The organism is Shewanella surugensis, from assembly GCF_023284005.1.
Classification (GTDB): Bacteria; Pseudomonadota; Gammaproteobacteria; order Enterobacterales; family Shewanellaceae; genus Shewanella; species Shewanella surugensis.
Window position 1 is genome coordinate 1 of record NZ_JAKIKS010000017.1, and the last position, 26,300, is coordinate 26,300.

A 26,300-nucleotide genomic window follows, 5' to 3' on the forward strand; every position below is an offset into this window, starting at 1 on the left:
CGTCCAATGGACTTTGTTACATTGTCAGACTCGCTTCTTTATTCAGAGTCATAGGGTCATCTGGTGATACAGATGGTTCACTCATAAGCGGTGAACAGCGCTTCATACGACCTCACGTCGCACGAACATAATAATGATTGTACGTCACGCGGCTGTGGGGTTCGAGGAAAAAGGGCTGTGAACGCTTTGAAATGAACAGTTATCTTAGCCAAAAAAACCCAAAATAGCGATGTTAATAAGTAGTAAAAAGTACCACTTTGGTACTTGAGGGGATTTGGAAGATAAGAGTGATGAAATCACAAATCGAGCAATGCTAATGGTTGTTCCCTGAGCAGGTTCTTTAAGCGTTTATCTTTTGGCCATCTGTGCGGTCGACATTAGCGGTGGGTGAGGGGATTGTGTTGATCATGATAGGGATCTTATATTGTGATGTATTATTCACTAAAACATCATTTATCTTCTATTATTTTTCTATTACAGAGTGGTGTTTTATTTATAAGGGATCACTGTTTATAAGGAGTGCGGGTGACATATTTAACATTTATTGCGTTTTTTTTAGCTTTTATGAGTTCGAGCGCCGTGTTTGCTAAAGAGCCGAATCGCTGTTTGTCTAAAGCCTATACACAAATGGAGATGAATCGATGTGCTGGAGTGGGGCTTGAAGAAGCTGATGTGCAGTTGAATCGAGTGTATAAAAAAATTAAGACGGTATACAGCGAGGATAAGGTCTTCCTAGGCAAGCTTAAGAGCGCGCAGCTGGCTTGGATTACATCCAGGGATGCTGATTTTGATTTGCAATACCCACACAAAGAAGAGCCTCGATACTATGGCAGTGTGTTTCCAATGTGTGCAGCAGATCATAAAGTCCAGCTCACGCTTAAAAGAGTCGCATTTTTAAAGCAATGGCTCGTCGGCACTGAAGAAGGCGATGTCTGCAGCGGTTCTCAAATGACTCAATGGCAATTAACAGAAAGATTAAAAACACAGTAAAAAAAGGTAAATGAATTTTGATGTATGTCATTTTTTTGGTGGTTATTTAAGCGTGGAGTGTTCGTTTTTACGTGAAATTATTTTTTTGTAGGCAGTTACTTAATTGAATTTATATGCTTTTAATTATCAGCTGCCAATAATCGTTGTTTATTTTATAGTGTTTTTTCTTTGTCGGTTGTGTCGGCAAGCACTGAACCTTTTAATTTCTGCCTTATCTGAAAGTAGGTCACTTTAATTTCTTATGTATGAAATGGCTCATTAAGTCGTAATTGCATTTAAGCCTTAAGTGCTTCTAATTTTGTCACTTTCACCGATAACAAGCAATGAATGAGGCTTATGAAACAGATATTTTTACATATAGGTAGTCATAAAACGGGCAGTTCTTCGATTCAAGAAGCGTTGTTAACTCAACAGGATGTGCTACATGAGCAGGACTTTCATTACTTTGACATTAGAGGCCCATCAGGTCAGTCGGGGCATCCTAGCGAGTGGGTGATGACAGAGGATGTGCATTCTGGTTCTACTCATGTATTAGCCTTGGACAAATTGAGAAAGTTATTTGACAGTATTGAACAAAATCACATTATTTTTTCTAATGAAATGCTGAGTTGGATTTTTAGAGAGAGTCGAATATCTCATATTAGAGAAGCCTTGCGTGGTTTTTTTGTGACGGTCATTGTTTATATCAGACGTCAAGATAAACAAATGATTTCTCATCATCAGCAAGGCTCTAAGGGGGCGAGTCCTGCGTTGGACTATTATGCCAGTGCGCCAAGAGCGTTTCCCTCTCAAGGTTTTTATCGGTATTTAAACTATTTTGATAAGCTATGCATGTGGGCGGATGTATTTGGCCAAGAAAATATAAATATTCGAATATTTGAACCTGAAAATTTTGAGCAAGGTGATGTGGTGCAAGATTTTTGCCATCAGATCGGTGTGCAAGGTATTAAGGGGGTTAGGGTTAATTGCTCTAATGGATTCGAAAAGACCAAGATGGGTCATTTAATCAATAAAACCTTACCTAAGAGTGAATTGTCCCGTTTATTGCGCAGTGGCTTGAGTGATCATGGCAAGCTATTACCTTCCAAGCAGCAAGCAAAGATGATGTATCAACGGTATATTTATACTAACCAAAAGCTCAATGCTAAATTTAACTTGTCTGATCAATATGATTTATCTGAGAAGTACGATGATATTTTTAACCAAGATTTTTCTTGTTATCCCGATGAACCTAGTGATGAATGGGATGAAACTTCTGCCAATCAAGCCATTGAGCATTTACTGCAATCCTTAGCGCCGCTGGCTAAATCTAAGTTGTTTAATTTATTGTTGAAATTCTATAGTGTTAAATAATCATGAAGGCAATATGAGTCATCGTCTCTCATTATTCACTTAAGCCTTAACAACAAAGGCTTAAGTGAATGGGTCAATATGTTTACGCTAGCTTTGCAAAATTTTAAGTGGTAGTCCCAACATGCTGTCGCCTGTGCCGGCAAAGTACCAAATAATGGCAATGAATAAGCCTACTGTGACGAAATACCATAGGGTTGAAAATAGTTGTCCGTATCGGTCTAAGGGCAACAAGTGACTTTGGTGACGTGTTTTCCATTCAAAAATAATTTCTGCGCTGCCAATTAACAGCAAAAACCCCAGTAGCGCTAAGCCTAAGGTATAGCTGATGTAAATGCCGATGGCGGCGCCTAGCACGCAAGCGACGAGTCCTGCCACGCTATTCATTGAGAAACTGATGCTTTTTAAAATATGCCCACCATCTAAGGGTAATATGGGCAGTAAGTTAAACAGGTTCAATAATGCATTAAAAGCGGCCAGTCCAGCAAAAAAAATGTTGCCTGTTACCCAATAAAGGATTAATGAAATGATGGACATGAATAATCCGAAAGTGGGTCCCATAATGGAAATCACCACATCTTGCCAGCGGGTATTTATTTTCTCATCACTGAGTGCTAAGCCTCCCATAAAAGGAATAAGGTAAATCCCTTTGGTTTTCATGCCAAAATATTTCATCGCACGAATATGGCCATATTCATGAAACACTAAGCAGGCGATGAGGGCAATGGCAAACTGAAAAGAAAAGAGCCATGAATAAGCGGCAATACTGGCTCCCGCTAAGACCACTTTGATGATTTTTGCACTCTTGAGTAGCTTAAACCCCAGTGAAGCAAGGCCGATGATGCTAAAAGGCTTTTTGGCTTTAACGGGTTTTAGGGGGACTTGGCGTTCAATATCTTTGGTGTCTCGACTGCCTTCAGTCAGTAATACCTCATTTTTCAATAATCGATAATGGATGGAAAAGGGTTGCCAGCTTAAGTCGGTTTCTAATGTGATTTGGATTTTTTGTGGTAATGGGGGCTCAATTGAAGGTGTTGCTTGACTGGCAGTTTGAACGGATAATTCAAATGCATGGGTCTTTTTGCCCTCATTATCAGCGCTGGCGTCGATAACAGAGACTAGAGACTCTCCCCAAAAAAGTTGCTGCCAACCCGCCATTGAGCCTTCGAGTCTTAACGGTTTGCCGAGACAATCTATGTTAATTAATTCCACTGTGGTGCTCACCTAGCAATAAAGTTAATGATACGGACCCATTTGTTTTTATGGGGACATGACTGTTTTTTGTTTTGACAGCCTAGAGAAAAAAGTATTTGAGTCAACTAAGTTCATTATATCTATTTAATAGCATTTAGGTTTGAATATGTGTGGCTTTGTTGCTGCTTTTCACCTTTAGGGTGTTTTCAAAGCAAAAAGTCATTAATGCATTAGAAACGAGTAAACATCGAGGACCCGGTGAGTCTGCTATTTGGGCGAGTCATGTTCAAGGATTGGGTTAGGCCATACTCGCTTGAGTGTTATGATCCGTTATTTGCCATGGTACGAAATGTTGCCGATCCAGTGATGACGAGTCTCATTATTCAAGATAAGTTGGCGATGTCGAGTATTTACCTAACTTATCTTGAATATTATCGTCAATATGAATTTAATGTACTTAGCTAAGTAATATTAGAATAGATTTTATAATGATTCGTTTCTGCTTTGACATTGACTTGCTTGAAGTGGGTTTCAATGATGTCTGCGTAAGGTAAATGGCGGTTGGCGACGATGTAAAATAAGCCTCTTTTTTTGAGCTTTAAGGCACTGTCTTGCACAAACGTTTTAGCGATCTGTGTGGTTGCCGATAATCCATCATGAAAGGGTGGATTAGAAATAATGCCATCATAGAGTGAGTTGGTTTGGCTAAGTCCGTTTGATGCAAAAATATTGGCTTGAATATCATTAGCTTGCATCGTTAGTCTACAGGCTTCAAGGGCCATGGCATTGATGTCGATACAATCAATATCCAGTGTTGGTTGTGCTTTTAAGATGGCAGCACTGATGACACCCGCGCCACAACCAAAATCAAGGACTTTTCCGGTCATTTTTGGGAGATGTTCTAATAATAATTTTGTGCCCGCATCGAGACGTTTTTCACTGAACACCCCCACAAGATTACAAATAGTGATGTCACCTTGAGGAGTCGTGAGTTGATATCGACTGGTCCAGTCTTCGATATTGATCTGCGGCGCTACTTGTTGTAATTCACTACAATAAAGTAGGCAGTGACGTGCATTATCCAGCTTCATTGGCGCGCTAAAATAATCAGGCATTTGTTTAGTAATGGATTTTATTCCCCCCTTATTTTCACCCGTAATGATGAGCTGCCCTTCAGGTTTTAAATGATAGCCCGCAAGATTAATTAAATAAGGGGTTAATGACTTGGCTTTCGGGTAGTAAATAATGACGGTATCAAAGCGTTCATCATGGGGCAGTTGATGGCCAAAATGAAGCTGTAGGTTTTGATGTTGATGGTTTTCTAATTGTAAATAATGATGGTAATCCAGCGCTAATGCGCAAACGCTTGAAGCTGTTTCAAGCAATTCGATTGGGAGTAAATCACTTTCATAATTGAGGATTAATACAGAATGATTGTCGACTAATTCGCGATTACGTAAAATAATTTGAGAAGGATTGGTTAGCACTGGCGTCACATCAAGTAAGAATTTGCGGCCATTATACGTTATTTTTTCTTGGTAATACCCAAGTGAGTTGAAATGTTTCTTTTACTCACTTGGGTAGGGGATAGCTTACGGCAATAAGCTGATCATTTTTTTTGCAATATCGGTATTGTCTTGATGACCTCTAAATAAATTAGCCCCAGGCCCGTCAGCAAACACTTGCACGTCGACGCCAGTATGACCACCCGATGTCCAGCCTGTATTTGATTTTAGGCTAATCAGCTGTTTAATGGCGGTGGTCAGCGCTTTGGTGCCTTCTTCTCTTGCATCGGCTAATGTTTGCAGCTCATGACTATCAGGTGTAAAACCTAAGCTTGTTATCATGTTTTGTTGCCAATTTTGATCCTCATTTGCTTTTTCAGCAATGTGTTTAGGACTCGCATTGACACCTTTAATCAGTTGGGGATCCCATGCATACACGCCATTGGCCCCAATCGATAGTCCGCCCGTATTGTGATCGGCTGTGATCACGACTAGGGTGTCAGGGTGGTCGCGTACGTATTGTTCAACGACTTCGATAGTATTGGCAAATTCTTCCATTTCTCCCATAGCACTCACGATATCATTATCATGACCGCCCCAATCAATGAGGCTCCCTTCAACTAATAATACGAATCCGTTTGGGTTTTGAGAAAGCAATGAAATGGCTTTCTTGGTTTCTATGGTTAAACTGTTGATATCTTTATCGTTTACCGCTAGAGGTAATTCGATGTCTGCAAATAGGCCTAATACTTTAGGTTTTTTGACACTGTCTAATTGAGATAGCTCGGTAATATATTGATAACCTTTATCTTTGAATTTATTGATTAAGGTTTCAGAGAAATAGCGCTGCCCGCCGCCTAGAATGACATCGGCATCGGTATCGATATAGCTTTCTGCAATGGCGACATAGTTTTGTCTGCTTTCGTTGTGAGCGAGAAAGCCCGCGGGTGTGGCATGATTCACTTGTGATTTAACGGCGACGCCTGTTGACATGCCTTTTTTCTTGGCGATCTGCATAATGGAACTGATAGGCTTTTTATGCTCATCAACACCGATTGCGCCATTATAGGTTTTAATACCCGATGACAGCGCGGTTGCTGAAGCCGCAGAATCGGTGACATAGCCACTAACCCTAGCAGGGTATGTACTGGCCATACCCACAAGCAGTCTATCAAACACGGTTTCTTCGACTTCTTCTGTATTGGGATTATCTTGATAATAACGATAAGCGCTGGTGTATTCTGGACCCATGCCATCACCGATCATAATGATTATGTTTTTAGGACGTGCAGGGGCTTGTTGAATATCGATAGCCGGATTGTTTGTGGTTGCTCCCGCAGCGAGGGGGAGGAAGATACTGACGGCACACACCAATAGCATAGCTCTTTTGAAAAGCATGGTGATTTTCCTATTTTGAAGTGAATTAACGGGTTAGGGATCAGAGGTATTTATCTTATTGTTTAATTTAAGAGTAATTGATGCTTGTTTTCATCATTATTGGCTGAATAGTAAAAGGATGAGTGTTAAATTACATCTCTTTTATGACACTTTTATTGATTATTTTTAATATGGAATGAAAATGTTGTTGAGCGACCATTGTTGATGTCAATGCCGAGGTTTAATTATTATATTTTAAAATCATGGAGTTGGTTGATAGTCTGTTGTTGTTTTATGTGTTTTTTACTTTTAGAGTAAACGACAAAGAATGAAAGTGAGTGTTTAATTATTTAAATTCCCATCAACGAATTGTTGATATTTACATCATTAAACATACATTCTTTGTGTATTTTTACAGGAAAACTGCAACACTCATTGAAGTCATGGATTGGGATTATTTTGATTAGTAGGCAGGAGGCTGATCATATTGTTGGCGATATCAGTATTATCTTGATGTCCATGGAATAAAGCTGAGCTGGGACCCGTAGCGAACACTTGTACATCGACGCCAGTATGTCCATGGCTTGTCCAACCAGTATGGGAGCGTCGGCTAATAATTTTATTGATCTCATCGGTGAAAATATCTTGATTTTCTTTTTTTGCTGCTGCCAGTTGGTTAATTTCGGCTTCATTGAGTTTAAAACCTAATTGTTTTGACACGATATCTTGCCAATCATGGCTTTCAAGTGCGGCAATGGCAATGTTGTCAGGGCTGCTTTGTACGCCTCGAATTAATGCGCTATTCCATGCGTAGACATCGTTGGCTCCGATAGAGAGTCCCCCGGTATTATGATCGGCGGTGATAACGAGTAAGGTCTCTGGGTGTTGCCTGACAAATTGCTCAGCGACTTCCACTGCATTAGCAAATTCATTCATTTCTCCCATGGCGCTGACAATATCATTACTGTGACCTGCCCAGTCAATGAGGCTGCCTTCAACCAGTAACACAAAGCCTTTAGGGTTATTGGAGAGTAGTGTTAATGCCGTTTGTGTTTCTCGACTGAGTTTATGGGCCTTTTTTTCATTAATGGCCCAAGGTAATTCTTTATCAGCGAATAGACCGAGTACTTTGGCTTGTTTCAATGAATTAAGCTCAGAAACATCAGTAATATATTGGTAGCCTTTATTTTTAAACTGTTCAATCAATTCAGATGAAAAATATTGTTGTCCTCCTCCGAGAATGACGTCGGTATCAGTGTGTAAATAACTCAGTGCGATTTCATCATAGTTGCGGCGACTTTCATTATGGCTTAAAAAGGCGGCGGGAGTGGCATGATTGACCTGTGAGGTGACTGCGATACCTGTCGACATGCCTTGCTGTTTCGCTAACTGCATAATGGATCTAACGGCTTGTTTATGCTTATTGATACCAATTGCCCCATTATAGGTTTTTATACCCGATGACAGTGCCGTAGCGGCTGCGGCACTGTCGGTGACGATTCCTTCGCTCTTTGTTGGATGAGTACTGGACATGCCAACGAGGAGCCTGTCGAATACGGTATGCTCAATATTTTCGGTATCGGGATTATCTTGATAATAACGATAAGCGGTTGTGTAAGCTGGTCCCATACCATCTCCTATCATGATGATGATGTTTTTAGGGCGGGCGGGGACAGGTTGACTCTCTAATTGAGTAATGGGCTTAGCGGCGAATGTACTGGAGGGGAAAAGGAGTAAACCCAATGATAAGAAGGGGAGGAGGCAAGACCATTTTTTGTTTTTTAATATCATTAAGTAGTATCCTTTTGTTGGTTTTATCTGCCCTGATGACTTTGATTTCATAAGATTTTAGATTATTTAAAGATAGTGATAGCGGTAGTGGTTATCATTTCTTCTGATTTGAAATAAAGTGGTTTTATTGAAAGCCACTTTATACTCGCATGTTATACCCATGACCACCTGAAAACATGCTTCTTGAAGCGTCATGGCTATATACTTAATAAAAAAACAGATTTTATTCGATATTGTCTGTTGGTTGTTGTGCCAGTCTGGCTTCAATCGCATCCATTAACATACCTGTTATATCGACGTCGAAAGCGGCTTCAATTTCTTTGATGCAAGTGGGACTGGTCACATTAATTTCTGTGAGTTTATCACCGATCACATCGAGTCCGACAAAAATGAGGCCGCGTTTTTTTAGTTCTGGACCTAAAGTTTTCGCGATATGCCAGTCACTCTCTGATAACGGCTGTGCTACGCCACGGCCACCGGCCGCTAAATTACCCCGTGTTTCGCCTTTTTTTGGAATACGGGCTAAGGAAAAGGGGACTGGCTCACCATCGATGACTAAAATGCGTTTATCACCTGCGGTAATATCAGGAATAAACGCTTGGATCATCGCGTATTCTTGGCCGTGTTGAGTGAGGGTTTCAATGATAACGCCTAAGTTAGGATCATCTTTTTTTACTCTAAAGATTGAACTGCCGCCCATACCATCGAGGGGTTTTAAAATAATATCGCCTTTTTGTGCATAAAAATCGCGAATACGTTTCTCATCGCGTGTGACTAAGGTTTCTGGCGTAAACTCGGCAAACCAAGCGGTAAAGAGTTTTTCATTGGCATCACGTAAACTTTGGGGCTTATTGACAATCAGAACCCCTTGTTCTTCAGCTCGTTCAAGCATATAAGTGGCGTAGATAAATTCAGTATCAAAGGGCGGATCTTTACGCATTAAGATCACATCGAGATCCGATAAAGGCAGATCTTGAGGACTGTCCAACTGATACCAATTTTGTGGGTCGGGGGTCACGGTTAATGCGCGCATATTGGCTCTGGCTTGGCCATTGAGCATCGCGAGATCTTGCATTTCCATATAAAATAACTGATAACCGCGTGCTTGAGCTGCCAGCAACATAGCAAAGCTGGAGTCTTTTTTGATGTTAATATCACTGATGGGATCCATCACTATACCCAGTTTGATCATAACGCGATTCCTTTATTGTATTTGTCTATTACATTTGATTAATTTCAGTATTCTTTTACCTAAGCCTTTTAGGTATCAGTCTGTTCAACTGGCGACTTTAGCTTAAATCGCCAAATTTTAATTGCAGTGCACTAATGGCACATAAAGCGGCCGTTTCAGTTCTTAAGACTCTGGGACCTAATAAAATATCGGTAAATTGATGCTCTGCAGTCATGTTGATTTCTGCTGCTGATAAACCGCCTTCAGGTCCTATGAGTAACCGGACACGTTTTGTGGGTAGTTCAAGTGCATTAATGCCATGATTGGCCCTTGGGTGTAAATTGAGCTTTACCGCATCAGAGTGCTCACTGCACCAACGTTGCAAAGGCATCGCAGGGCGAACGATGGGGACTTGGCTGCGACCCGATTGCTCGCAAGCACTAATGACTATTTTTTGCCATTGTTGGATTTTTTTCTCTAATCTTTCCCCTGTCAGTTTGACGCCACAGCGCTCTGAAAATAAGGGGGTAATAGTATTGACGCCCAACTCAACAGATTTTTGTAAGGTAAAATCCATTCTGTCTCCACGGGAGATGACTTGTCCAAGGTGTAAATTAAGCGGCGATTCGCTGTGATTAGTCACAGAAGATAAGACATTCACGGTGACATTTTTTTTCGATGCGGCTTGGATTTCGGATAAGTACTCGTTGCCGTCACCATTAAACAGACTGACTTGCTCACCGACGTCCATTCGCAGGACTCTTCCTACGTGAACAGCCGCTTCTTCGTCGAGCGGACATGCTTGACCTACTGTTAGTGATGATGAGTGATATATTCTAGGAATTCTCATAGATATAAAGCCTTATTTTGCTACTTTTTGTTGGCCGCCTTTGGGACCACAATGGCTGCTGACGAAGGCATTGTGATTGCCCTGGATTTTAGCAATTTCTTTATCGCGTTTACATTCCATTTTATCTACTGGGTAGGCTTTATTCCAAGCTTTGAATAGTTTTAATTGGCTTTTAGCGATTTTTAGCTTGTAGGTTTTTTGCATATAAAGATAGGTTCGGGCTATTTTCCCTCGGGTGTTGACGGGAGGCTCCACTTTTCGGGCTTTAAAATCGACAATCATATGACATTGACCGTATTGCTGAGCTTTACCGTTCCATTGACTAAAACGATAATTACTGCGATCGCCGTTCACTTCGCCGATGGCGGGCACTAAATTGTGTAAATCGGATTCCATCTTCTTAAATCCTGCATCTTTTTTAGTACAGTTTTTTCGTCCTCCTTGCTGCCAACATTGTTTCTGATGGCCAAATTCCCACGCTGGTACAATATGTTCCCATTCGATACGTCCGGCACGAACCACTTGCTTACGCACTTTATAGCCGCAGCGAGAAAAATCGGTGTTCCACTTTTTTCCTTTGATGGATATGTCACAACCGCAATAAAAACTGATGGTGGATAACTGAGACGAGTACATTTTCTTGGCCAGCTTTTTCGCTTGACTAAAACTGGTGGGATGAGCGGGAGAGGCGACGGTAATATTTGAAAAAGTAACAAATAAAAAGGTGATCAACGAGATAAAAAAAGCAGGTTTCAAATTAACTCCAAATGACACATCAAATGATTATCGAGTACGACTAAGGGGAGGGATAATAAGTGATTGAGATAGGCTGAGCAATGGAAATCTTATTCTTGAAAATATCCTTATAAAATCTAGGGTTTGTTTTTCTTTGGCGTTTCCTAAAACGGGTTAAGTGGGTCTTTCTGGCATCAGAGTTAATTGAATTTTACAGCGACGACAGCAGTATTGGGTTTTACCGCGTAAGACTTTGTTATGCCGACGAAGGGATAAATGCACGGGGCCACAATGACACTGATAGCGAAAATGGACTTCGGTGGCGGGACTAATATCAAAGTCATGGGTGGTGCGAGGGGAAACATTAAAAACCTGCCGCATCATATTTCGCCATTCTTTACCGTGAGGTTTTACTTTGCCAAATATTTGATAGACCAGTAAATGGCAGATTTCATGGGGCACGACTTCGCTTAAGAAAGCTTGGCTGTTATTGATGAATAATAGGGGGTTAAACCTTAGGTGATTATGCTGTAAATGTGCCATACCAGCACATTTTCCTCGCAATTTAAATCCGACACTGGGTCTGATAAAGTTGAGGTTAAGTTGAGATTCGGCCAGGCGATAGCTGAGTTCAACTTGTTCTATAAGGGTTTTCTGTAACGGTGTGATGTTATCTGTTGCTGGCATTAAGCTTGGCGATTTGCGCTTAATTGAATGAGATGTCCATCGCTGCTGCGCAATGTATTGAGCGTGATTGAAGATGGATTTGAGTGCCTTCATTTTAATCGTGTCATTATTGATATGGTCTTTTGTTTGTAAGCTTCTTCTGGAGTTTGGGCATAAAAGCCTTTCAATGCCCATTGGATCCTGTATGTTCAAGTCACTTGGGCATATCGGTTAATCATACTACATCATTAAGGATTGTAATGATTCTTGATGAGTAAAACGTTTATGGAAAAAATCAAGAAAGGCACTGATGCTGGTAGCCAGCTGACGTCGGCTAGAATAAACCCCATAGACTTTGAATGCTTCAATGGGCCATTCTTGTAATAATGGCACTAAGCGGCCACTGGCCAGTTCTGCTTTACAGACAGAGCCTGATAGCATGGCGATGCCAAAGTCATCTAAGACCAGTTGTTTGATCATGACAGCGCTGTTGACTCTGACCTTCTTTTTAAAATTGACCATGGTTTTTGCTTGGCCTTTACCTAAAGGCCAAATGGGAGCAGAGCGAGAGGTACCCAGTAAAATACCGCTATGTTGGGCTAAATCTTGAGGTGTGGCGGGCGTCCCATGCGTGGTTAAATAATGGGGGCTGGCGACAAGAATTGATTGACGTTCAAATAACAGTCTTGCGACTAAATCTGATGATTGTAATGGCCCGTATTTAATGGCGATATCATAACCTTCACCGACGAGGCTGACGTCATTATCGGTAAATTGAACATCAAGTTCGATATTAGGATAAAGGCGCATAAAGCCACTGCAAAGATGGGCAATGAGTTCTTGGCTAAAAGAGACTGGGATCGCGATTCGAAGCGAACCAGAAACATCATTATGGGTGTTTTCTATGGTGGCTTTGGCAGCTTCCAGTTCATCACTTATACTGATACAGTGTTGAAAAAAAAGCGCACCTACTTGAGTCAGGCTCAAGCTGCGTGTGTTTCGTTGCAGTAAGCGCACGCCCAACTGTTCTTCAAGTTGAGCAACCTTACGGCTAATTGTTGATTTTGGCATGCCTGTTTCGCGAGCAGCTTGAGAGAATCCTTTCGCTCGAACAACGGCGGCAAACAGCATCATACCGTTTAAATCTGGCATGTTATGGTCACTGTCTCAAAAATGGAACAAAGCGTCTAGCGCAGTTTAATGGTATTTGACATGATAACAAAGTTATATTCACGGGCTAAAAAATTTTTTTTTGAGGCTAAGCAGAGGATCTTTAGATGACCAGCACCAATCAGCCCACTAATCAGACTCAGGCAGTTACCGCCGATCCGCTTTTTTTAAAAGCGGAACAATTGGCCAAAGACTTCTCTTTATTTCCTGAGCACAGTAAACAAACTTTATCAGAAGAAATCAAAGGGCTTCTCAATGATGAAGCCATTGAAACGAATTTAAAAAACCTTGCCCAACTCAACGTGGATGAGTATGTCACTAAGGTGATTCAGCCCACTCAAGATAAGAATCGTCTTGGGGCTAAACGTGTGATAGCCGATTTAAAAGGAAAATTGGTCACTGAAACGAATATGGGCCCTTTTTACAGTGCGGAAATTGAATTAAACTTTGGTTCTCGTACTCGCCGTATTGGTTTTATTGCGCAAGAACGGACCACGGCGAACGGTGCTTGGATGCCTGAGCATCACTTGGCAGCCTGTAAAGCCATTCGTCATTTTTCTGAACTCGGCATGCCTATTATCTATTTAATTGACACACCGGGTGCCGATGCCGGGGAAGTGGCTAATAGTCAAAACCAAGCTCATGCTATTTCAAAGGCGATTGCTGAAAGTGCCAATGTGGATGTTCCAACCGTGGGTATCGTCATTGGTGCAGGCTATTCTGGTGGCGCTATTCCCTTGGCTGCTGCTAACATTTTACTCTCGCTGCGCGATGGTATTTTTAATACAATTCAACCTCAAGGCTTACAAAGTATTGCGCGTAAATATAATTTGTCTTGGCAAGAGTGTGCTAAATCGGTTGGGGTGTCGCCAGAAGAGCTTTATGCGGCCGGTTGTATTGATGGTATTGTTGATTTTTCACCTAGCGATAAAGATGAGCGTCAGCATAACTTACGTCGCGCCATTATCAGCAGTATTGAAGCGATAGAGCAAGCGGCATTGCAATTTGTGCGTGAGTCTGATGATTTACGTGAGCATTATGATCGTAGTTTAGCGCGCTTCTTAAAGCCCTCGAAGAGTTTAACAGCGTTAGAAGTTAATGCGGAGTTGGCTGTTGCAACGAACCCGACGATGTATTTTAACTTGTTCGGTAGCGCCTATCGTTATTTACGTTATCTAACCTTACGCAGTCGTATTCATTCTATTTCTCAAGAGCAATATGGGCGCTTATCAAAAGTGAGTGTGCCAAAAGGTGATTTGCTTGAGCGTATTGCACAAGAACAAAATAGAGTGTTTCAATCTTGGTTATCTAACCCTGATAAATTGGTTTACGATGAAGATTTGAATAAGCTTTGGGGCAATTTTATTGCTAAGCGTGAAGATGTCTCAACAGAACGTAATATGTTAACGCGTTTCATTCTAGGTGAGCCTAAAGAAAATTACAAAAAAGCACGTAAGGCTCTTATCTTCAACATTGGTTGGTCTTTATTTCATCGGTGGAAAGGCAATGCTGAGAATAACTTTAAAGGGCTTATTCAGCATCTTGACAGTTTACCTGATGCGGTTAAACAAGCCGATTGGCCTGAGTTAAACCAACTGACCGTGTTAGACGTTATTCAGCATGAAGAATTACGTGAAGACTTTATCTGGCAATGTCGTAATATCCTTATTTTTAATGCCTTATATGATAATGTGGTGGGAAATTTAGCCTCAATTGCTAAAGAAGCCATGATGTCAAAGAGTTTGGCACGCGGTTCAGTCAATAACTTATTACATGACTCTATCGATTCGGCCATTTCGACGCAAGATGTGCCCAATGATAAGAGTAAATTTTATAAGTGGCTGAAATATTTTATGTCTCAGTCAAACCGTGCTGAACTATTGACGCGTACTGAGCAATGGAAGAGTGTGGGTTTCCCACAATTAAATGACAGCTTATTCGTTATTTTAACTTACTTCTTTGAGCGACTACTCCCAGAATTTTTTGATAGTGAAGAAGAAAATAACGAGTACACCGGAGCGATTAACCCGGTGCGTATTGGTCGCCGGAAAGATTTCTGGAACCGTTTGACGATGGGTTATCAAGATTTGTTGATCCAAAAAGTCTTACGAGATGAAAAACGTGCTGGTAAAATGTCTTGGAATGCCATCGTTGATAAATTCTTCACGCAATTTGAAGAGATTAACGGTGATAAGATTTCTGCCAATTTGTTGAATTTCCCCGGTTTTCGTTTATCGATTGAAGATGCTTTAGATAAAGGCATTCGCCCTTGTGGTTTAATTACAGGTTTAGCCGACTTTGACAGTGAAGGTCAGCACATGCGAGTGGGCGTGGCGGTGTCGAATACGGCTTTCCAAGCCGGTGCTTTTGATATGGCCAGCGCTGAAAAATTCAGTGCGCTATTAATCGAATGCGCCAAGCGTAAAATGCCTGTTATTTGTTTTATTAGTTCGGGTGGCATGCAGACCAAAGAAGGCGCGGCAGCATTGTTCTCTATGGCTGTGGTCAACGACAGGATCACCCGTTTTATTCGTGATAATGAATTACCCGTATTAATGTTTGGTTATGGCGATTGTACGGGGGGCGCGCAGGCGAGTTTTGTGACCCATCCTTTAGTGCAAACATATTATCTCTCAGGGACCAATATGCCATTTGCGGGTCAAATGGTGGTGCCAGCTTACTTACCTTCAACATCGACCTTGTCAAATTACTTGTCTAAAGTACCGGGTGCGATGCATGGGTTAGTGACGAATCCATTCAGTAATACGATTGACGATCAGTTAGCCAGTATCGATCCTTTGATGCCAAAGCCGAGCATGAATATTGAGAGTGTGATCACTAATGCATTGTCGACGCTAGTACCTGAAGCTTCTATTGCCGATCAAGAGATAGTACAAGATGATCCTCGCGCCTTGATGAAGCCGATAAACAAAGTGCTTATTCATGCTCGTGGTTGTACGGCGGTTAAGTTAATCCGTAAGGCTCATGATAATAATATTAATGTGGTATTGGTTGCATCTGATCCTGATATGACTTCAGTGCCAGCAGATATGTTAAAAGCCAGCGATAAGTTAGTCTGTATCGGGGGAAATACTTCTGATGAGAGTTATTTGAATGCGTATTCGGTCTTAAAAGTGGCTGAATATGAGAATGTTGATGCGCTTCATCCTGGGATTGGTTTCTTATCTGAAAGTCCACAATTTGCGGCATTATGTGTTAATAATGGCGTGAACTTCGTTGGCCCTAGTGTACAAAGCATGACGACGATGGGTAATAAGTCGAATGCCATTAAGACGTCACAATCTCAAAATGTACCTGTAGTTCCTGGTAGTCATGGTATTTTGAATAATGCCGAACAAGCGGTCAATGTGGCCAATGAGATCGGTTATCCTGTTCTGCTTAAAGCGGTACAAGGAGGCGGCGGTAAAGGTATTCAAATCGTAGAACGCCAAGGGGATATGATTGGATTATTCCAGCAAACGTCAACAGAAGCGGCCGCTGCTTTTGGTAATGGTGATTTATACCTTGAAAAATACGTCACCTCTTTGCGCCATATTGAAGTGCAATTATTACGTGATCAGTTTGGTAATACCAAAGTCTTGGGCTTACGTGATTGTTCAGTTCAACGTAATAACCAGAAGGTTGTTGAAGAGTCAGGTTCAACAATGTTGCCTATTGAGCTGCAAGAGCTCGTGCTTGAATATACTCGTTTGTTAGGTGATATTACCGATTATATGGGGGCTGGTACGGTAGAGTTTATTTATAACCTTGATGCTAATGAAGTGTACTTCATGGAAATGAATACGCGTTTACAGGTTGAGCATCCGGTGACTGAAGTCACGTCAGGTATCGATATTGTGAGTGCACAGTTTGATATTGCCGCTGGGCGCTCAATTGAAGACTTAGCGCCAGTATCTAAAGGTTATGCCATTGAAGTTCGTGTTACTGCTGAGAAAGCGGCACTGGACAGCGAGGGTATTTTACAGCTTCAACCCAACCCTGGCATGATCACTGAGTGTGTGATGCCTGAGCGTGATGATATTGAGATTATTTCTATTGCGGCAGGCGACAAAGAAGTGTCGCCTTATTACGATAGTTTAATTGCACAAATTATCTGTCATGGTGAAAACCGTGAGGATGTTATTACTAAGCTTTATGAGTACTTAGATTCAGTAGTACTGAAAGGTATTGCAACGAATATCCCATTGTTGAAGCGTATTTTGAAAGATGAGACCTTCAACAAAGGTGTTTATGATACTAACTACTTACCACGCTTGATGGCAGAGTTAGATATTCCTGAGTTGATTGCTGAGATGGAAGCTGCAGCTGATACTGTGAGTGTTGATACTGAATCACTGCGTGTCGGTGGCAGCAATGAGCTTAAAGTCTTAGCGCAAGGCGCAGGTATTTTCTATACGTCACCTGCACCGGGTGAAGCAGACTTTGTAAAGGAAGGCGACATAGTCACGGTTGATCAAACTCTCGCGTTAACTGAAGCAATGAAAATGTTCTCTCAACTGACATTAGCAGGCTTTAACCGCCAAAATGCAGTGCTATACCCTGAAGATAAGAAGTACCGTATTGAACGTATTCTTAATAGTAATGGTCAGCAAGTCTCACAAAATGATTTGTTATTTGTCATTTCGCCGATAGATCACTAATCAATAAAATGAACTAAGTTTACTTTATTGATGAAAATAATGCCCATTTTCGATAGTAATATTGAAAGTGGGCATTTTTATATTAAGTGGTCTTCTTTGTTTTCTTCCTCCCTTTCAATTTAGAGCTATAACTCTATTTTAAGCCATTTAAACACTGTTTCTTTGTTGTTCTTAATATGTATTAAATTGTAAGTTACTAGTTACAAATGTTTATTTGTGTTTGGTTTCTGTGTTATTATACTGCGCTATTTTGGTGTGTAGGATCTTTTATTAAGGTCGCTATGAATATTAAGCCGAAGAGCTTTATCGATATTATTATTAATAATAAAGACCAAAATACAGATGTTGAGTCATCAGTTTTTAGATACTCATTCTATTTATTTAAGAGACACTTTGATGTACATATCTAATATAAAGGCAAGTCAGCATCAGAATATCACTGATATTAATGGTTTTAAACATGTCGGAGAAATTGCGGTTAAAGGATGCCCTTATGATTTCATGCGCAGGGGTTTTTTTAGGAATGATATTCATGATTTTTATTTGTTTGGTAAAACATCAGCGTTAACTTATGTTATTTCGAGTACTCTTAATCGGTTCAAATCTTCTAATGCTAATAATAATATAGGAAATATTTATATTGAGCTGATATTTTTTAGTGATAAACAGGCTGATAATAGAAATGGAACTGCATGTGTCTCTATTGATCTTATCCGAAAAGAGTTAAAAGTGATTTCAGCTAGGGATGTTGATAATAATCAAATACCGACTGTGATTGATCAAGTCTCTGGCAATGATTTTGCTTTTTCATCAATAATAAAGAAGGATAAGTTTGACGCTTATATTCATTATATGTTTAATGTGAATAATGATAAGTGTCAAGACTGTATTGCCGTTGATTTTGATAAAGTGGGTGATGGTGGTATTTATACTTATCAATTACACCATAATTGACAGCAGCAAGGTTAACGTTATTTTTATAGTGTATTAGGTAAACTTTAGCCGTTTCATAATACTGCGTCATTCTTAATAGCTTGAGGATGACGCGGTATTATGATGTCATAATCATGAACTTATTTGAGTAATGGGTGTTCTTCAGGTAGTTGGCGGGTTATCCATAAAATCAGTTTGTGTTTCATATTGGGGCCGTCTTCTTTATCTGTTGCAAGGGGCTGTATGAGCTTGTCTTTAACCAGTAGGCGATAAATACATTCGACTTTATCTTTAGGTGAAATACCCTTATCAAAGTCTGAAAAGCCTCTTTTTTTTGCGTACCCAACGCCTATTTCGATCGCGAGCTTTAACAGTTTTGCATCATTTTTTCCTGCTTTCATATGTTGTTTCCCTGTTTTATCTCTATGCATATTGAGTTTTTAGGGTGACTCGAATAAACAGATTTATGGTGTATTACTTCTGGGTGAGTCACTTATCAGTCTTCATTTTTAACGTTCAAGTTATTCTTCTAGTGAGTATGGAAGGGGTTGAATACGTAGGTTGGCTTGAGTGTCACCTTGAAAGCGTAATGTAGCCTCCATTGTCGTATCGTTTGGCATGACTGCGGTCAGTAACACTCTATCGTTATCCTGAACAATTTCTATGATTTTTCCTGCATTACGATAATTGAGCTCGTCTAAGGCGATTTCTAATTTACTGTTTAATGAAATATTTTGGGTTGTGGTGCCTGAAATGATGTACAGAGCACGTTTATTACCGCCTCTGTATTTCATTCTGGCTATGGTTTCTTGCCCCATATAACAACCTTTAGTGAAGCTAATGCCATTGATGGCTTGCAAGTTACACATTTGAGGAACAAATTGCCCTTGATGGGCGACATCAATATTAGGGTAGCCCGCTAAAATTTCAAGTGCTTGCCAAGTAGCACTGTGGTTAATGAATGTGTCATTATTCGTCATTAATTGATTGGCGAACTCAGGTTTTACAATAATGATAAAGCGGTCATTATCTTGAATGATGATACCATTTTCAATTAAGGAGACCGGAGAATTGACTTCACCGAATTGCTTTTTAATCCAAGTGCTCGCTTGCGTCCCTGTAATCCCTAAGATCGTGAACTCATTACTGGCATCTGTGAGTTCGACTTGACTAAAAACAGCGTATTTGGCTAGCAGAGGTAAGTCTGCTTGTAATGTTGTGTTAGGCATTAACATCAGTAGCGCGTCATTAAAATTAAAGACTCGAAAACTTGCTAGCATTTTGCCTTTAGGATCGCAATGGGCACCCCAATGCCATTTATCTGTACCTAAAGAGTCAATATCTGTTGTCACCTGTCCTTGAAGGAAGCTGTGGTGCTGTTCTCCACTGATCTTCATTAATCCTAAATGTGTGAGTGGAATTATCATTAATTCAGGTGTTTGTTGATCAAGAGACCAGCTAGATTGAGTCAGGGGATGTGTCATGGAGTGATCCGACATTTTATAAATGAGCAAGTGTCTCGATTGTAACCTGAATTCTTCGTCGTGCAATATGAATAAGAATAAAAAGCACTATTTGAATAGTGCTTTTTAAATTGCTTTTCCATTAACGAAGTAGGCGCGCTCTAATGGTACCTTCAATCAATTTCATTTGTTCAAGTGCTTTGCTGCCTTGATCGGAATCGACTTCCATAACCACATAACCAATATCAATGGTTGTCTGTAAATATTGAGCTGCAATGTTGATACCTTGCTCTGCAAAGGCTTGGTTAATTTTGATTAAGACCCCTGGGCGGTTATGGTGTATGTGCAATAGACGTGAGGTGCCAGTATGTTGTGCCAGTGACACTTCTGGAAAATTCACCGCGGTCATCGTTGAACCATTATCGGAATATTTAACCAACTTACCGGCCACTTCAATGCCGATGTTTTCTTGGGCTTCTAAGGTACTGCCACCCACATGAGGTGTTAAAATAACATTGTCGAGTCCACGTAATGGGCTGATAAACTCATCGTTATTCGATTTTGGTTCAACAGGGAATACATCAATAGCGGCACCAGCAAGATGGTTTTCTTTAATTGAGCTGGCTAATGCAGGAATATCGACCACTGTTCCGCGAGAAGCATTAATAAAAATACTGCCTTTGCGCATTTGGGCTAATTCTTTAGCGCCTATCATGTCCTTTGTTTGTTTGGTTTCAGGAACATGCAGACTGACAACATCAGAACCCGATAAAAGCGCTTCAATCGTATGAACTTGTTGTGCATTACCTAAAGGTAATTTATCTTCGATATCAAAGAAGATAACGCGCATCCCCAGTGTTTCAGCCAAAATACCCAATTGGGTACCGATGTGGCCATAACCGATGACGCCTAAGGTTTTACCACGGGCTTCAAAACTGCCTATTGCATTTTTAAGCCATTCACCTCTGTGAGCGGCTGCATTTCGTTTAGGAATGCCTCGCAATAGCATAATGGCTTGACCAAGAACGAGTTCTGCTACACTACGGGTATTGGAAAACGGAGCGTTAAATACTGGAATACCGTGCTTTTCAGCTGCTTTTAAATTGACTTGATTGGTGCCGATACAAAAACAGCCGATGCCGACTAATTTTTCTGCTTTTGCGATGACATTGTCAGTTAATTGTGTGCGAGAGCGCAGTCCAACAAAATGGGCATCTTTAATTGCTGTTTGTAAAGCTTCTTCTCCTAACGATGCTTTATGGTATTCAATGTTGCTGTAACCAGCACGTTGGAATACGTCAACAGCCGATTGGTGTACGCCTTCTAATAGCAGGATTTTAATTTTATCCTTTTCCAGCGAGTATTGCGCCATGATGTGAGTACCTTATAATTTGTTGGTTTAAGCGAGATTCTGTTGTGAGCTGCGTATAAAATAGCATTTTTTATTTACAGTGTGGAGGGCTAGATGGCTAAAGTGTTTGTTTTACATTTAGAACAATATTATTTTAGGAGAAATTATTTTGCATAACAAGCTCTTGTGATTAATGACTTATTTTGCTGTGTTGATATGGTCAGGTGTGAACCCTAAAGATCAATTCACATGGTTTTTAGAGGTGTTACCCGCGATTATCGCTTTACCGGTGTTATTTTTTACCTTTAAAAGCTTCAAGTTAACGAGTTTATCCTATGGACTTATCTTACACCACTGTATCATTTTAATAGTCGGTGGCCATTATACCTATGCTGAAGTCCCATTATTTGATTGGGTCGCAGAGGTGACAAATAGTGGGCGAAATAATTATGACAAGATAGGGCATCTTGTTCAGGGCTTTATTCCGGCTACGTTAGCGAGAGAAATTTTTATTCGCTTGAATGTCATTAAGGTGAGTTATTGGCGACCTTTTCTTATTTGTTGCTTTGTTTTAGCTTTATCAGCATCTTATGAGTTAATTGAATGGTGGGTTGCGATTGTGACGGCGCTGAGGAATTTTTAGGTACACAAGGGTATGTATGGGATACGCAATCAGATATGTTAATGGCATTGATTGACAGTATTCTTGTTTTATTCTTCTTGTCTAAATACCAAGATGGGCAAATTGAGAAACTTCAGTTTACAGTTTAATGATTGGCAGGTTTTGCTTCATAAAAACGCTTGAACGAGCATTTATCTGCATCCAGTATATTTTATTTATGAAAGAATACTGGGTGCTGCTTATTTCTATTTTAAATTCAATCGATTGAATTTGATTTTGTAAAGGAATATGATCTTGTTTTCTTCAGTTTGTAAAATCGGTTAAGTTAACACCTTTTGTTTTGATGGGATTTCAGCTCTCCACTTCATTGGGGGTAATGGCTTTACTGACCTATACTAAACAGCGTGCCCCAATGGTTTTTAATCTTCTATTGGAAAAGGATTTATCCTGTCTAGAAGTCAAAGGTAATTAAGCATGGCAGATATTGACGAGTTAGTGTTTCTTCACCAAATGACCACACCTTGTCATCTTGCTATTTTAGCAGAATCGATTGGTTTTAAAACGCGTGTTGTCAGTAAGGTTGAGCAGTTAGAAGCGGAGAATAAAAGCAGCTTTTATCTCATTGCTCAGCAAAAAGCAGCACTCAATAATAACGGTATTCCATTGATCGCTGTGAAATTAGTACAGCATGTCCCTGTCGCTTTATATTGCGTTGAGCGAGATAGTATTGATCCTGAATCAGCGTTAATGCTAGGGATCAGGGGGATATTATTTTCAGATCAGAGAATGGACTTGTTACTCACGGCCTTACGTAAGATGATTGCCGATGAACTGTGGTATGAAAGGCCATTACTGAGTAAAGTCTATCGTCATTTAATTGAGCGTTCTGATCCTGCTGCGGGTTTGTCTCCTCAGTCGGTTGCCGCCCTCCATTTATTAACGACACGAGAGAAAACGATTATTCAGTTGGTAGCAAGTGGTGCGAGAAATAAAGAAATTGCTGAGCGTTTGTGTATCAGTGAGCATACTGTTAAAGCGCATTTATCTTCTGTTTATCGTAAGACGGAGTCTAGAAATCGAGTTGAATTATTACGCTGGGCACAAACATTTGAAAGTCATTTCTAATAATAAGCAGAGTTTGAAAACCATTTATTTGAATTTAAATCCATATTTTTTAATTGTGCTTATGTTTCAATATTGTTAACTTAATATTTATTGTACACTTTGATATCCTTTGTATCGTAGTATTCCGTTGGTTTTTATTAAGGTGGTTTTGGTTGCTTACATTTATTTACATTGTTAAATCTGTTTCTATATTAATCAATGTAGGCACTGTGTTGGAATTGCTTTTTCTATTGTCGATATTTTTATTATTATTTTTCATTATCATTTTTTGGCAAAAACAATCGCTGATTTAGTGAGTATTTAAATATTACAATCAAAATAAATTATTTATATTCAAAATTTTACTAAATAAAATGCTTATATTATTGAAGCACTTTTTATTATGGGTTGTCTCTTTATTGATGTGATATATTTAAAGGTGATGTGTAAATATTTTGTTTATTACTTTTTTTTATTAGCTAAGTCTGTGACAATCCTTTTACACCCAGTAAAAAATGGGTGATTAAATTATAAAGCAGTAGGGTTGATAATATGATGTATAAAACAAAACTAACCATTGCCTCGCTTGCCGTGGCTTCTATGTTACCAAATTTGGCTCAGGCCGATATCGTTATTAGTGAATATGTTGAGGGGAGTAGTTTTAATAAAGCTATCGAACTTTATAACACAAGTGATAGCAGTGTCGATTTAACGGGCTACAGTATTGTACGTTACAAAGATGGATCGACAGACGCGACAGATGCTATTTCTCTTGATGGACAACAAATTGCCGCCGGTGGAATAAAAGTCCTTGCTCATGGCAGTGCGTCTTTGGGGTTAGAGGCTGATGTGGATGTTATGACTGCCAGCTTTAGCTTTAATGGCGGTGATGCCGTTGCGCTGCTCAATGGCGATACGGTTATTGATGTCGTGGGCAGTGTTCCAACAGCGTCTAGTTGGGGAAAAGATGTCACTTTACAGCGTAATCAAGATGCCTTGAGTGCGAGTGCCGCTTTTATTGAAAACCAATGGACGACGCTAGCCAAAGATACTTTTTCGGGTCTAGGGGCTATTGCCGATGTTGTGGATCCTGACGCACCTGTTGAAGAGCCGTTTACGTGTGAAGGTGAGATCCTAACACCGATTTATACGGTACAAGGTGCTGGAGAGTCGAGTCCGCTTATTGCTGAAGGGACTTATGCATCTGCTGAAGAGGTGACGATTAAAGGGGTGGTTACCGCGCGTGGTGAAAACTTATTTAAAGGTTTTTATTTACAGGATATAGAAGGTGACGGTTTAGCTGAAACATCGGATGGTATTTTTGTTTATTTGAACGAAGCTGCGCCTGATACTGTTCAGCCTGGTGTAGAAGTGTGTGTGCAGGGATTGGTGAAAGAGTATTACAACCTGACTCAAATCGATATCAAAGATGACAAGAAGATGGAAGTGGGTGAGCAAGGGGAAATGCTTGCGGCCAGTGCTTTTTATGTGTCGGAAGGAGAAAATCTAGCAACAGCGCTTGAGCGTTTTGAAGGGATGAATGTCAAACTTGAATTAGCGAGTGTGATGAAGGTAACACGTAACTTCAGCTTCGATTATGATGCTTTTCGTAATAATATGGTGTTGTCACATAAAGCGCCTTTAATGAAGCCCACACAAGTTTACCCAGCTCTGTCTGAAGCGGCCATCGCCTTAGCGGATGCCAATAGCGAAAACCAGTTAATTATCGAGTCAGACTTTAAAGCCGATGACGGAGCAGTGCCTTATTTTACCGATTTTAATGCTGAGACAGGTTATATTCGTATTGGTGATCAACTGGTTAACCTTGAAGGTGTGATTAGTTATAGCTACGATCAATATCGTTTAATCGCAACGAATACGCTTATTGAGAGTGACTTTATTCATCTTGATGATCGACTTGATTCGCCCACTGTTGCGACCCAAGGCGATATTCGAGTCGCAAGCTTTAATGTATTAAATTACTTTACCGATGCCATTGCAGGTGATGCGAATCCTACGGGCAGTAATCGCGGTGCAGAAACAGAAGCTGAAATGATCTTGCAGCGCACTAAAATCGTGAATGCTATTGTTGCCATGAATGCCGATATTGTCGGTTTAATGGAAATTGAAAATAACGGTTATGGTGAAAACAGTGCCATTCAAAACTTATTAACGGCACTGAATGGCGAATTTGATGAAGAAGCGGCTTATCAGTTTATTGAAATTAATGATGTTGATAAATATGAGGGTAAGTATATAGGATCAGATGCCATTGCCGTCGGTCTTTTATATCGCCCAAGTACAGTGACATTGTCTGGTGATGCCTTTGTGATTGAAACGCCTGAGCAACATGCAGCAGAAGGGCTTGTAACCCGAGGTGAAGGTGATAGTGCGGAGCCTAACCCTGCTTATGATAAGTACCAGCGTCACAGCTTAGGGCAAACCTTTACCATTAACGATGAACGCTTAACGGTTGTGGTTAATCACCTAAAGTCTAAGGGGTCTGCTTGTTTAGAGGATTGGTTAGCGGGTGAGGAAAATGACGATCCTGCTGATCTACAAGGTCGTTGTAACGCGTTTCGTGTTTCTGCTGCTACCGTTATTGGTGATGCATTAGCAACCGTTGAAGGTGATATTCTTGTTATCGGTGATATGAATGCCTATGGCCTAGAAGATCCTATTCGTGTGTTAACCGATTTTGATGCAACGACTTCAACTGCTGATATCTATACGGCATCAAATACCACTCTATCGGGTGAAGTGTTTGATACTGAAGGGCGTAAGATTGAACAAGGCTATGGCTTTATTAATCTTAATACTCAGGCCCATGGCGCGGCAACTTACTCTTATAGCTATAGTGGCGAGCTCGGTAATCTCGATCATGCCTTAGGTAATGCCAGTGTCGCTGAGCGTATGGTAGCAATCGAAGATTGGCATATTAACTCAGTAGAATCGACTATGTTTGAATATTCAAGTGAGTATACTGGGGATTTAACGAAATCTGAAAATGCTTTTTCAGCCTCTGATCATGATCCCGTTATTGTTGCATTAAGTTATCCTGAGCCTGAAGAAGAAACACCGACGCCCTCGATTATCGAGCAGATCATTGAGCGTATTATTCAGTTTTTATCTCGTTGGGGTTTTTGGCGATAATAGACTGAATTGCTCAGGGTATTTGATGGTTATTGATATTGAATATTCATGATGTTTTTAAAGGGAGCATATTGCTCCCTTTTTTTATGGTCATTATTTATTCTATTTCACATTAAGCATCATTTTTATATTAGGGTTTTATTGTTAACTAAATGCATGGTTTGTTTGATTTTTGACTTTACTTTGTTCTTTTATAGTTTTTATTGGTCTTAAA

General features: G+C 40.3%; 20 protein-coding genes and 1 pseudogene. 9 read left to right on the forward strand and 12 right to left on the reverse strand.

Features of this window, described 5'->3' with window-relative positions:
• Positions 1 to 525: 525 nt before the first annotated feature.
• Together L2764_RS06085 and L2764_RS06090 are read left to right on the forward strand one after the other, a co-directional pair.
• Positions 526 to 990, forward strand: a complete 465-nt coding sequence (locus L2764_RS06085) for a lysozyme inhibitor LprI family protein (RefSeq protein WP_248939341.1) — start codon at positions 526 to 528, stop codon at positions 988 to 990.
• A gap of 336 nt (positions 991 to 1,326) precedes the next feature.
• Positions 1,327 to 2,343, forward strand: a complete 1,017-nt coding sequence (locus L2764_RS06090) for a hypothetical protein (protein WP_248939342.1) — start codon at positions 1,327 to 1,329, stop codon at positions 2,341 to 2,343.
• A gap of 87 nt (positions 2,344 to 2,430) precedes the next feature.
• On the opposite strand, the gene L2764_RS06095 is transcribed toward L2764_RS06090, so the two are convergent.
• Positions 2,431 to 3,552: a site-2 protease family protein gene (locus L2764_RS06095; RefSeq protein WP_248939343.1), complete on the reverse strand. Its 1,122-nt coding sequence runs from the start codon at positions 3,550 to 3,552 to the stop codon at positions 2,431 to 2,433.
• Positions 3,553 to 3,704: 152 nt separating this feature from the next.
• Here L2764_RS06095 and L2764_RS27690 point away from each other — a divergent pair, with 152 nt between their 5' ends.
• On the forward strand, positions 3,705 to 3,836 hold the full coding sequence (locus L2764_RS27690) for a hypothetical protein (RefSeq protein ID WP_283106927.1): 132 nt from the start codon (positions 3,705 to 3,707) through the stop codon (positions 3,834 to 3,836).
• On the forward strand, positions 3,817 to 3,999 hold the full coding sequence (locus tag L2764_RS06100; protein WP_248939344.1) for a hypothetical protein: 183 nt from the start codon (positions 3,817 to 3,819) through the stop codon (positions 3,997 to 3,999). The genes L2764_RS27690 and L2764_RS06100 overlap by 20 nt, the downstream gene beginning before the upstream one ends.
• On the opposite strand, the gene L2764_RS06105 is transcribed toward L2764_RS06100, so the two are convergent.
• The 8 genes from L2764_RS06105 to L2764_RS06140 form a co-directional block, all read right to left on the reverse strand.
• Positions 3,996 to 5,021 carry a methyltransferase gene (locus tag L2764_RS06105; RefSeq protein ID WP_248939345.1) on the reverse strand — a complete coding sequence of 342 codons (1,026 nt, stop codon included), beginning with the start codon at positions 5,019 to 5,021 and terminating at the stop codon, positions 3,996 to 3,998. The genes L2764_RS06100 and L2764_RS06105 overlap by 4 nt on opposite strands.
• A 105-nt stretch (positions 5,022 to 5,126) precedes the next feature.
• The gene (locus tag L2764_RS06110; RefSeq protein WP_248939346.1) at positions 5,127 to 6,437 is read right to left on the reverse strand and encodes an alkaline phosphatase; all 1,311 of its coding nucleotides are present in this window, start codon (positions 6,435 to 6,437) and stop codon (positions 5,127 to 5,129) included.
• Between the two features lie 420 nt (positions 6,438 to 6,857).
• Complete coding sequence (locus L2764_RS06115; RefSeq protein ID WP_248939347.1) at positions 6,858 to 8,207, reverse strand: alkaline phosphatase; 1,350 nt, start codon at positions 8,205 to 8,207, stop codon at positions 6,858 to 6,860.
• 223 nt (positions 8,208 to 8,430) lie between these two features.
• A complete protein-coding gene (gene gshB, locus L2764_RS06120; RefSeq protein ID WP_248939348.1) occupies positions 8,431 to 9,399 on the reverse strand; it encodes a glutathione synthase in 969 nt (322 codons plus the stop codon).
• Positions 9,400 to 9,496: 97 nt separating this feature from the next.
• Positions 9,497 to 10,228, reverse strand: a complete 732-nt coding sequence (gene rsmE, locus L2764_RS06125; protein ID WP_248939349.1) for a 16S rRNA (uracil(1498)-N(3))-methyltransferase — start codon at positions 10,226 to 10,228, stop codon at positions 9,497 to 9,499.
• A 12-nt stretch (positions 10,229 to 10,240) separates the two neighbouring features.
• Positions 10,241 to 10,984: an endonuclease gene (locus L2764_RS06130; RefSeq protein WP_376708381.1), complete on the reverse strand. Its 744-nt coding sequence runs from the start codon at positions 10,982 to 10,984 to the stop codon at positions 10,241 to 10,243.
• Between the two features lie 153 nt (positions 10,985 to 11,137).
• Positions 11,138 to 11,743, reverse strand: coding sequence for a SprT family zinc-dependent metalloprotease (locus L2764_RS06135; protein ID WP_248939350.1), 606 nt, complete (start codon positions 11,741 to 11,743; stop codon positions 11,138 to 11,140).
• 126 nt (positions 11,744 to 11,869) lie between these two features.
• A complete protein-coding gene (locus L2764_RS06140) occupies positions 11,870 to 12,781 on the reverse strand; it encodes a LysR family transcriptional regulator (protein ID WP_248939351.1) in 912 nt (303 codons plus the stop codon).
• Between the two features lie 125 nt (positions 12,782 to 12,906).
• On the opposite strand from L2764_RS06140, the gene L2764_RS06145 reads away from it, so the two are divergent.
• Together L2764_RS06145 and L2764_RS06150 are read left to right on the forward strand one after the other, a co-directional pair.
• Positions 12,907 to 17,460 carry an ATP-binding protein gene (locus L2764_RS06145; protein ID WP_248939352.1) on the forward strand — a complete coding sequence of 1,518 codons (4,554 nt, stop codon included), beginning with the start codon at positions 12,907 to 12,909 and terminating at the stop codon, positions 17,458 to 17,460.
• Positions 17,461 to 17,856: 396 nt separating this feature from the next.
• Complete coding sequence (locus L2764_RS06150; RefSeq protein ID WP_248939353.1) at positions 17,857 to 18,414, forward strand: hypothetical protein; 558 nt, start codon at positions 17,857 to 17,859, stop codon at positions 18,412 to 18,414.
• 119 nt (positions 18,415 to 18,533) lie between these two features.
• Here L2764_RS06150 and L2764_RS06155 read toward each other — a convergent pair whose 3' ends face one another.
• From L2764_RS06155 to serA, 3 genes are all read right to left on the reverse strand, one after another.
• Positions 18,534 to 18,794 carry a DUF5062 family protein gene (locus L2764_RS06155; protein ID WP_248939354.1) on the reverse strand — a complete coding sequence of 87 codons (261 nt, stop codon included), beginning with the start codon at positions 18,792 to 18,794 and terminating at the stop codon, positions 18,534 to 18,536.
• A gap of 120 nt (positions 18,795 to 18,914) precedes the next feature.
• On the reverse strand, positions 18,915 to 19,877 hold the full coding sequence (gene ygfZ / locus L2764_RS06160; RefSeq protein WP_248939355.1) for a tRNA-modifying protein YgfZ: 963 nt from the start codon (positions 19,875 to 19,877) through the stop codon (positions 18,915 to 18,917).
• Positions 19,878 to 19,998: 121 nt separating this feature from the next.
• Complete coding sequence (gene serA / locus L2764_RS06165) at positions 19,999 to 21,228, reverse strand: phosphoglycerate dehydrogenase (protein ID WP_248939356.1); 1,230 nt, start codon at positions 21,226 to 21,228, stop codon at positions 19,999 to 20,001.
• A gap of 172 nt (positions 21,229 to 21,400) precedes the next feature.
• Between serA and L2764_RS06170 the strand changes: the two are divergent.
• The 3 genes and pseudogenes from L2764_RS06170 (at position 21,401) to exeM (ending at position 26,086) form a co-directional block, all read left to right on the forward strand.
• Positions 21,401 to 21,978 (forward strand): annotated as a pseudogene (locus tag L2764_RS06170) (DUF2238 domain-containing protein).
• A gap of 325 nt (positions 21,979 to 22,303) precedes the next feature.
• Entirely contained in the window at positions 22,304 to 22,954 is a 651-nt protein-coding gene (locus tag L2764_RS06175; RefSeq protein WP_248939357.1) for a helix-turn-helix transcriptional regulator, read from the forward strand.
• Between the two features lie 531 nt (positions 22,955 to 23,485).
• Positions 23,486 to 26,086, forward strand: a complete 2,601-nt coding sequence (gene exeM, locus L2764_RS06180) for an extracellular exonuclease ExeM (protein WP_248939358.1) — start codon at positions 23,486 to 23,488, stop codon at positions 26,084 to 26,086.
• Positions 26,087 to 26,300: the final 214 nt, after the last annotated feature.

What these genes read in the sequence shown, in the direction of transcription:
- L2764_RS06090 (WP_248939342.1), top strand. Translation starts at nt 1,327, where the DNA reads ATGAAACAGATATTTTTACATATAGGTAGTCATAAAACGGGCAGTTCT.
- L2764_RS06100 (WP_248939344.1), top strand. Translation starts at nt 3,817, where the DNA reads ATGTTCAAGGATTGGGTTAGGCCATACTCGCTTGAGTGTTATGATCCG.
- L2764_RS06110 (WP_248939346.1), bottom strand. Translation starts at nt 6,437, where the DNA reads ATGCTTTTCAAAAGAGCTATGCTATTGGTGTGTGCCGTCAGTATCTTC.
- L2764_RS06115 (WP_248939347.1), bottom strand. Translation starts at nt 8,207, where the DNA reads ATGATATTAAAAAACAAAAAATGGTCTTGCCTCCTCCCCTTCTTATCA.
- gshB (WP_248939348.1), bottom strand. Translation starts at nt 9,399, where the DNA reads ATGATCAAACTGGGTATAGTGATGGATCCCATCAGTGATATTAACATC.
- rsmE (WP_248939349.1), bottom strand. Translation starts at nt 10,228, where the DNA reads ATGAGAATTCCTAGAATATATCACTCATCATCACTAACAGTAGGTCAA.
- L2764_RS06135 (WP_248939350.1), bottom strand. Translation starts at nt 11,743, where the DNA reads ATGAAGGCACTCAAATCCATCTTCAATCACGCTCAATACATTGCGCAG.
- L2764_RS06140 (WP_248939351.1), bottom strand. Translation starts at nt 12,781, where the DNA reads ATGCCAGATTTAAACGGTATGATGCTGTTTGCCGCCGTTGTTCGAGCG.
- L2764_RS06145 (WP_248939352.1), top strand. Translation starts at nt 12,907, where the DNA reads ATGACCAGCACCAATCAGCCCACTAATCAGACTCAGGCAGTTACCGCC.
- L2764_RS06150 (WP_248939353.1), top strand. Translation starts at nt 17,857, where the DNA reads ATGTACATATCTAATATAAAGGCAAGTCAGCATCAGAATATCACTGAT.
- L2764_RS06155 (WP_248939354.1), bottom strand. Translation starts at nt 18,794, where the DNA reads ATGAAAGCAGGAAAAAATGATGCAAAACTGTTAAAGCTCGCGATCGAA.
- ygfZ (WP_248939355.1), bottom strand. Translation starts at nt 19,877, where the DNA reads ATGACACATCCCCTGACTCAATCTAGCTGGTCTCTTGATCAACAAACA.
- serA (WP_248939356.1), bottom strand. Translation starts at nt 21,228, where the DNA reads ATGGCGCAATACTCGCTGGAAAAGGATAAAATTAAAATCCTGCTATTA.
- L2764_RS06175 (WP_248939357.1), top strand. Translation starts at nt 22,304, where the DNA reads ATGGCAGATATTGACGAGTTAGTGTTTCTTCACCAAATGACCACACCT.
- exeM (WP_248939358.1), top strand. Translation starts at nt 23,486, where the DNA reads ATGATGTATAAAACAAAACTAACCATTGCCTCGCTTGCCGTGGCTTCT.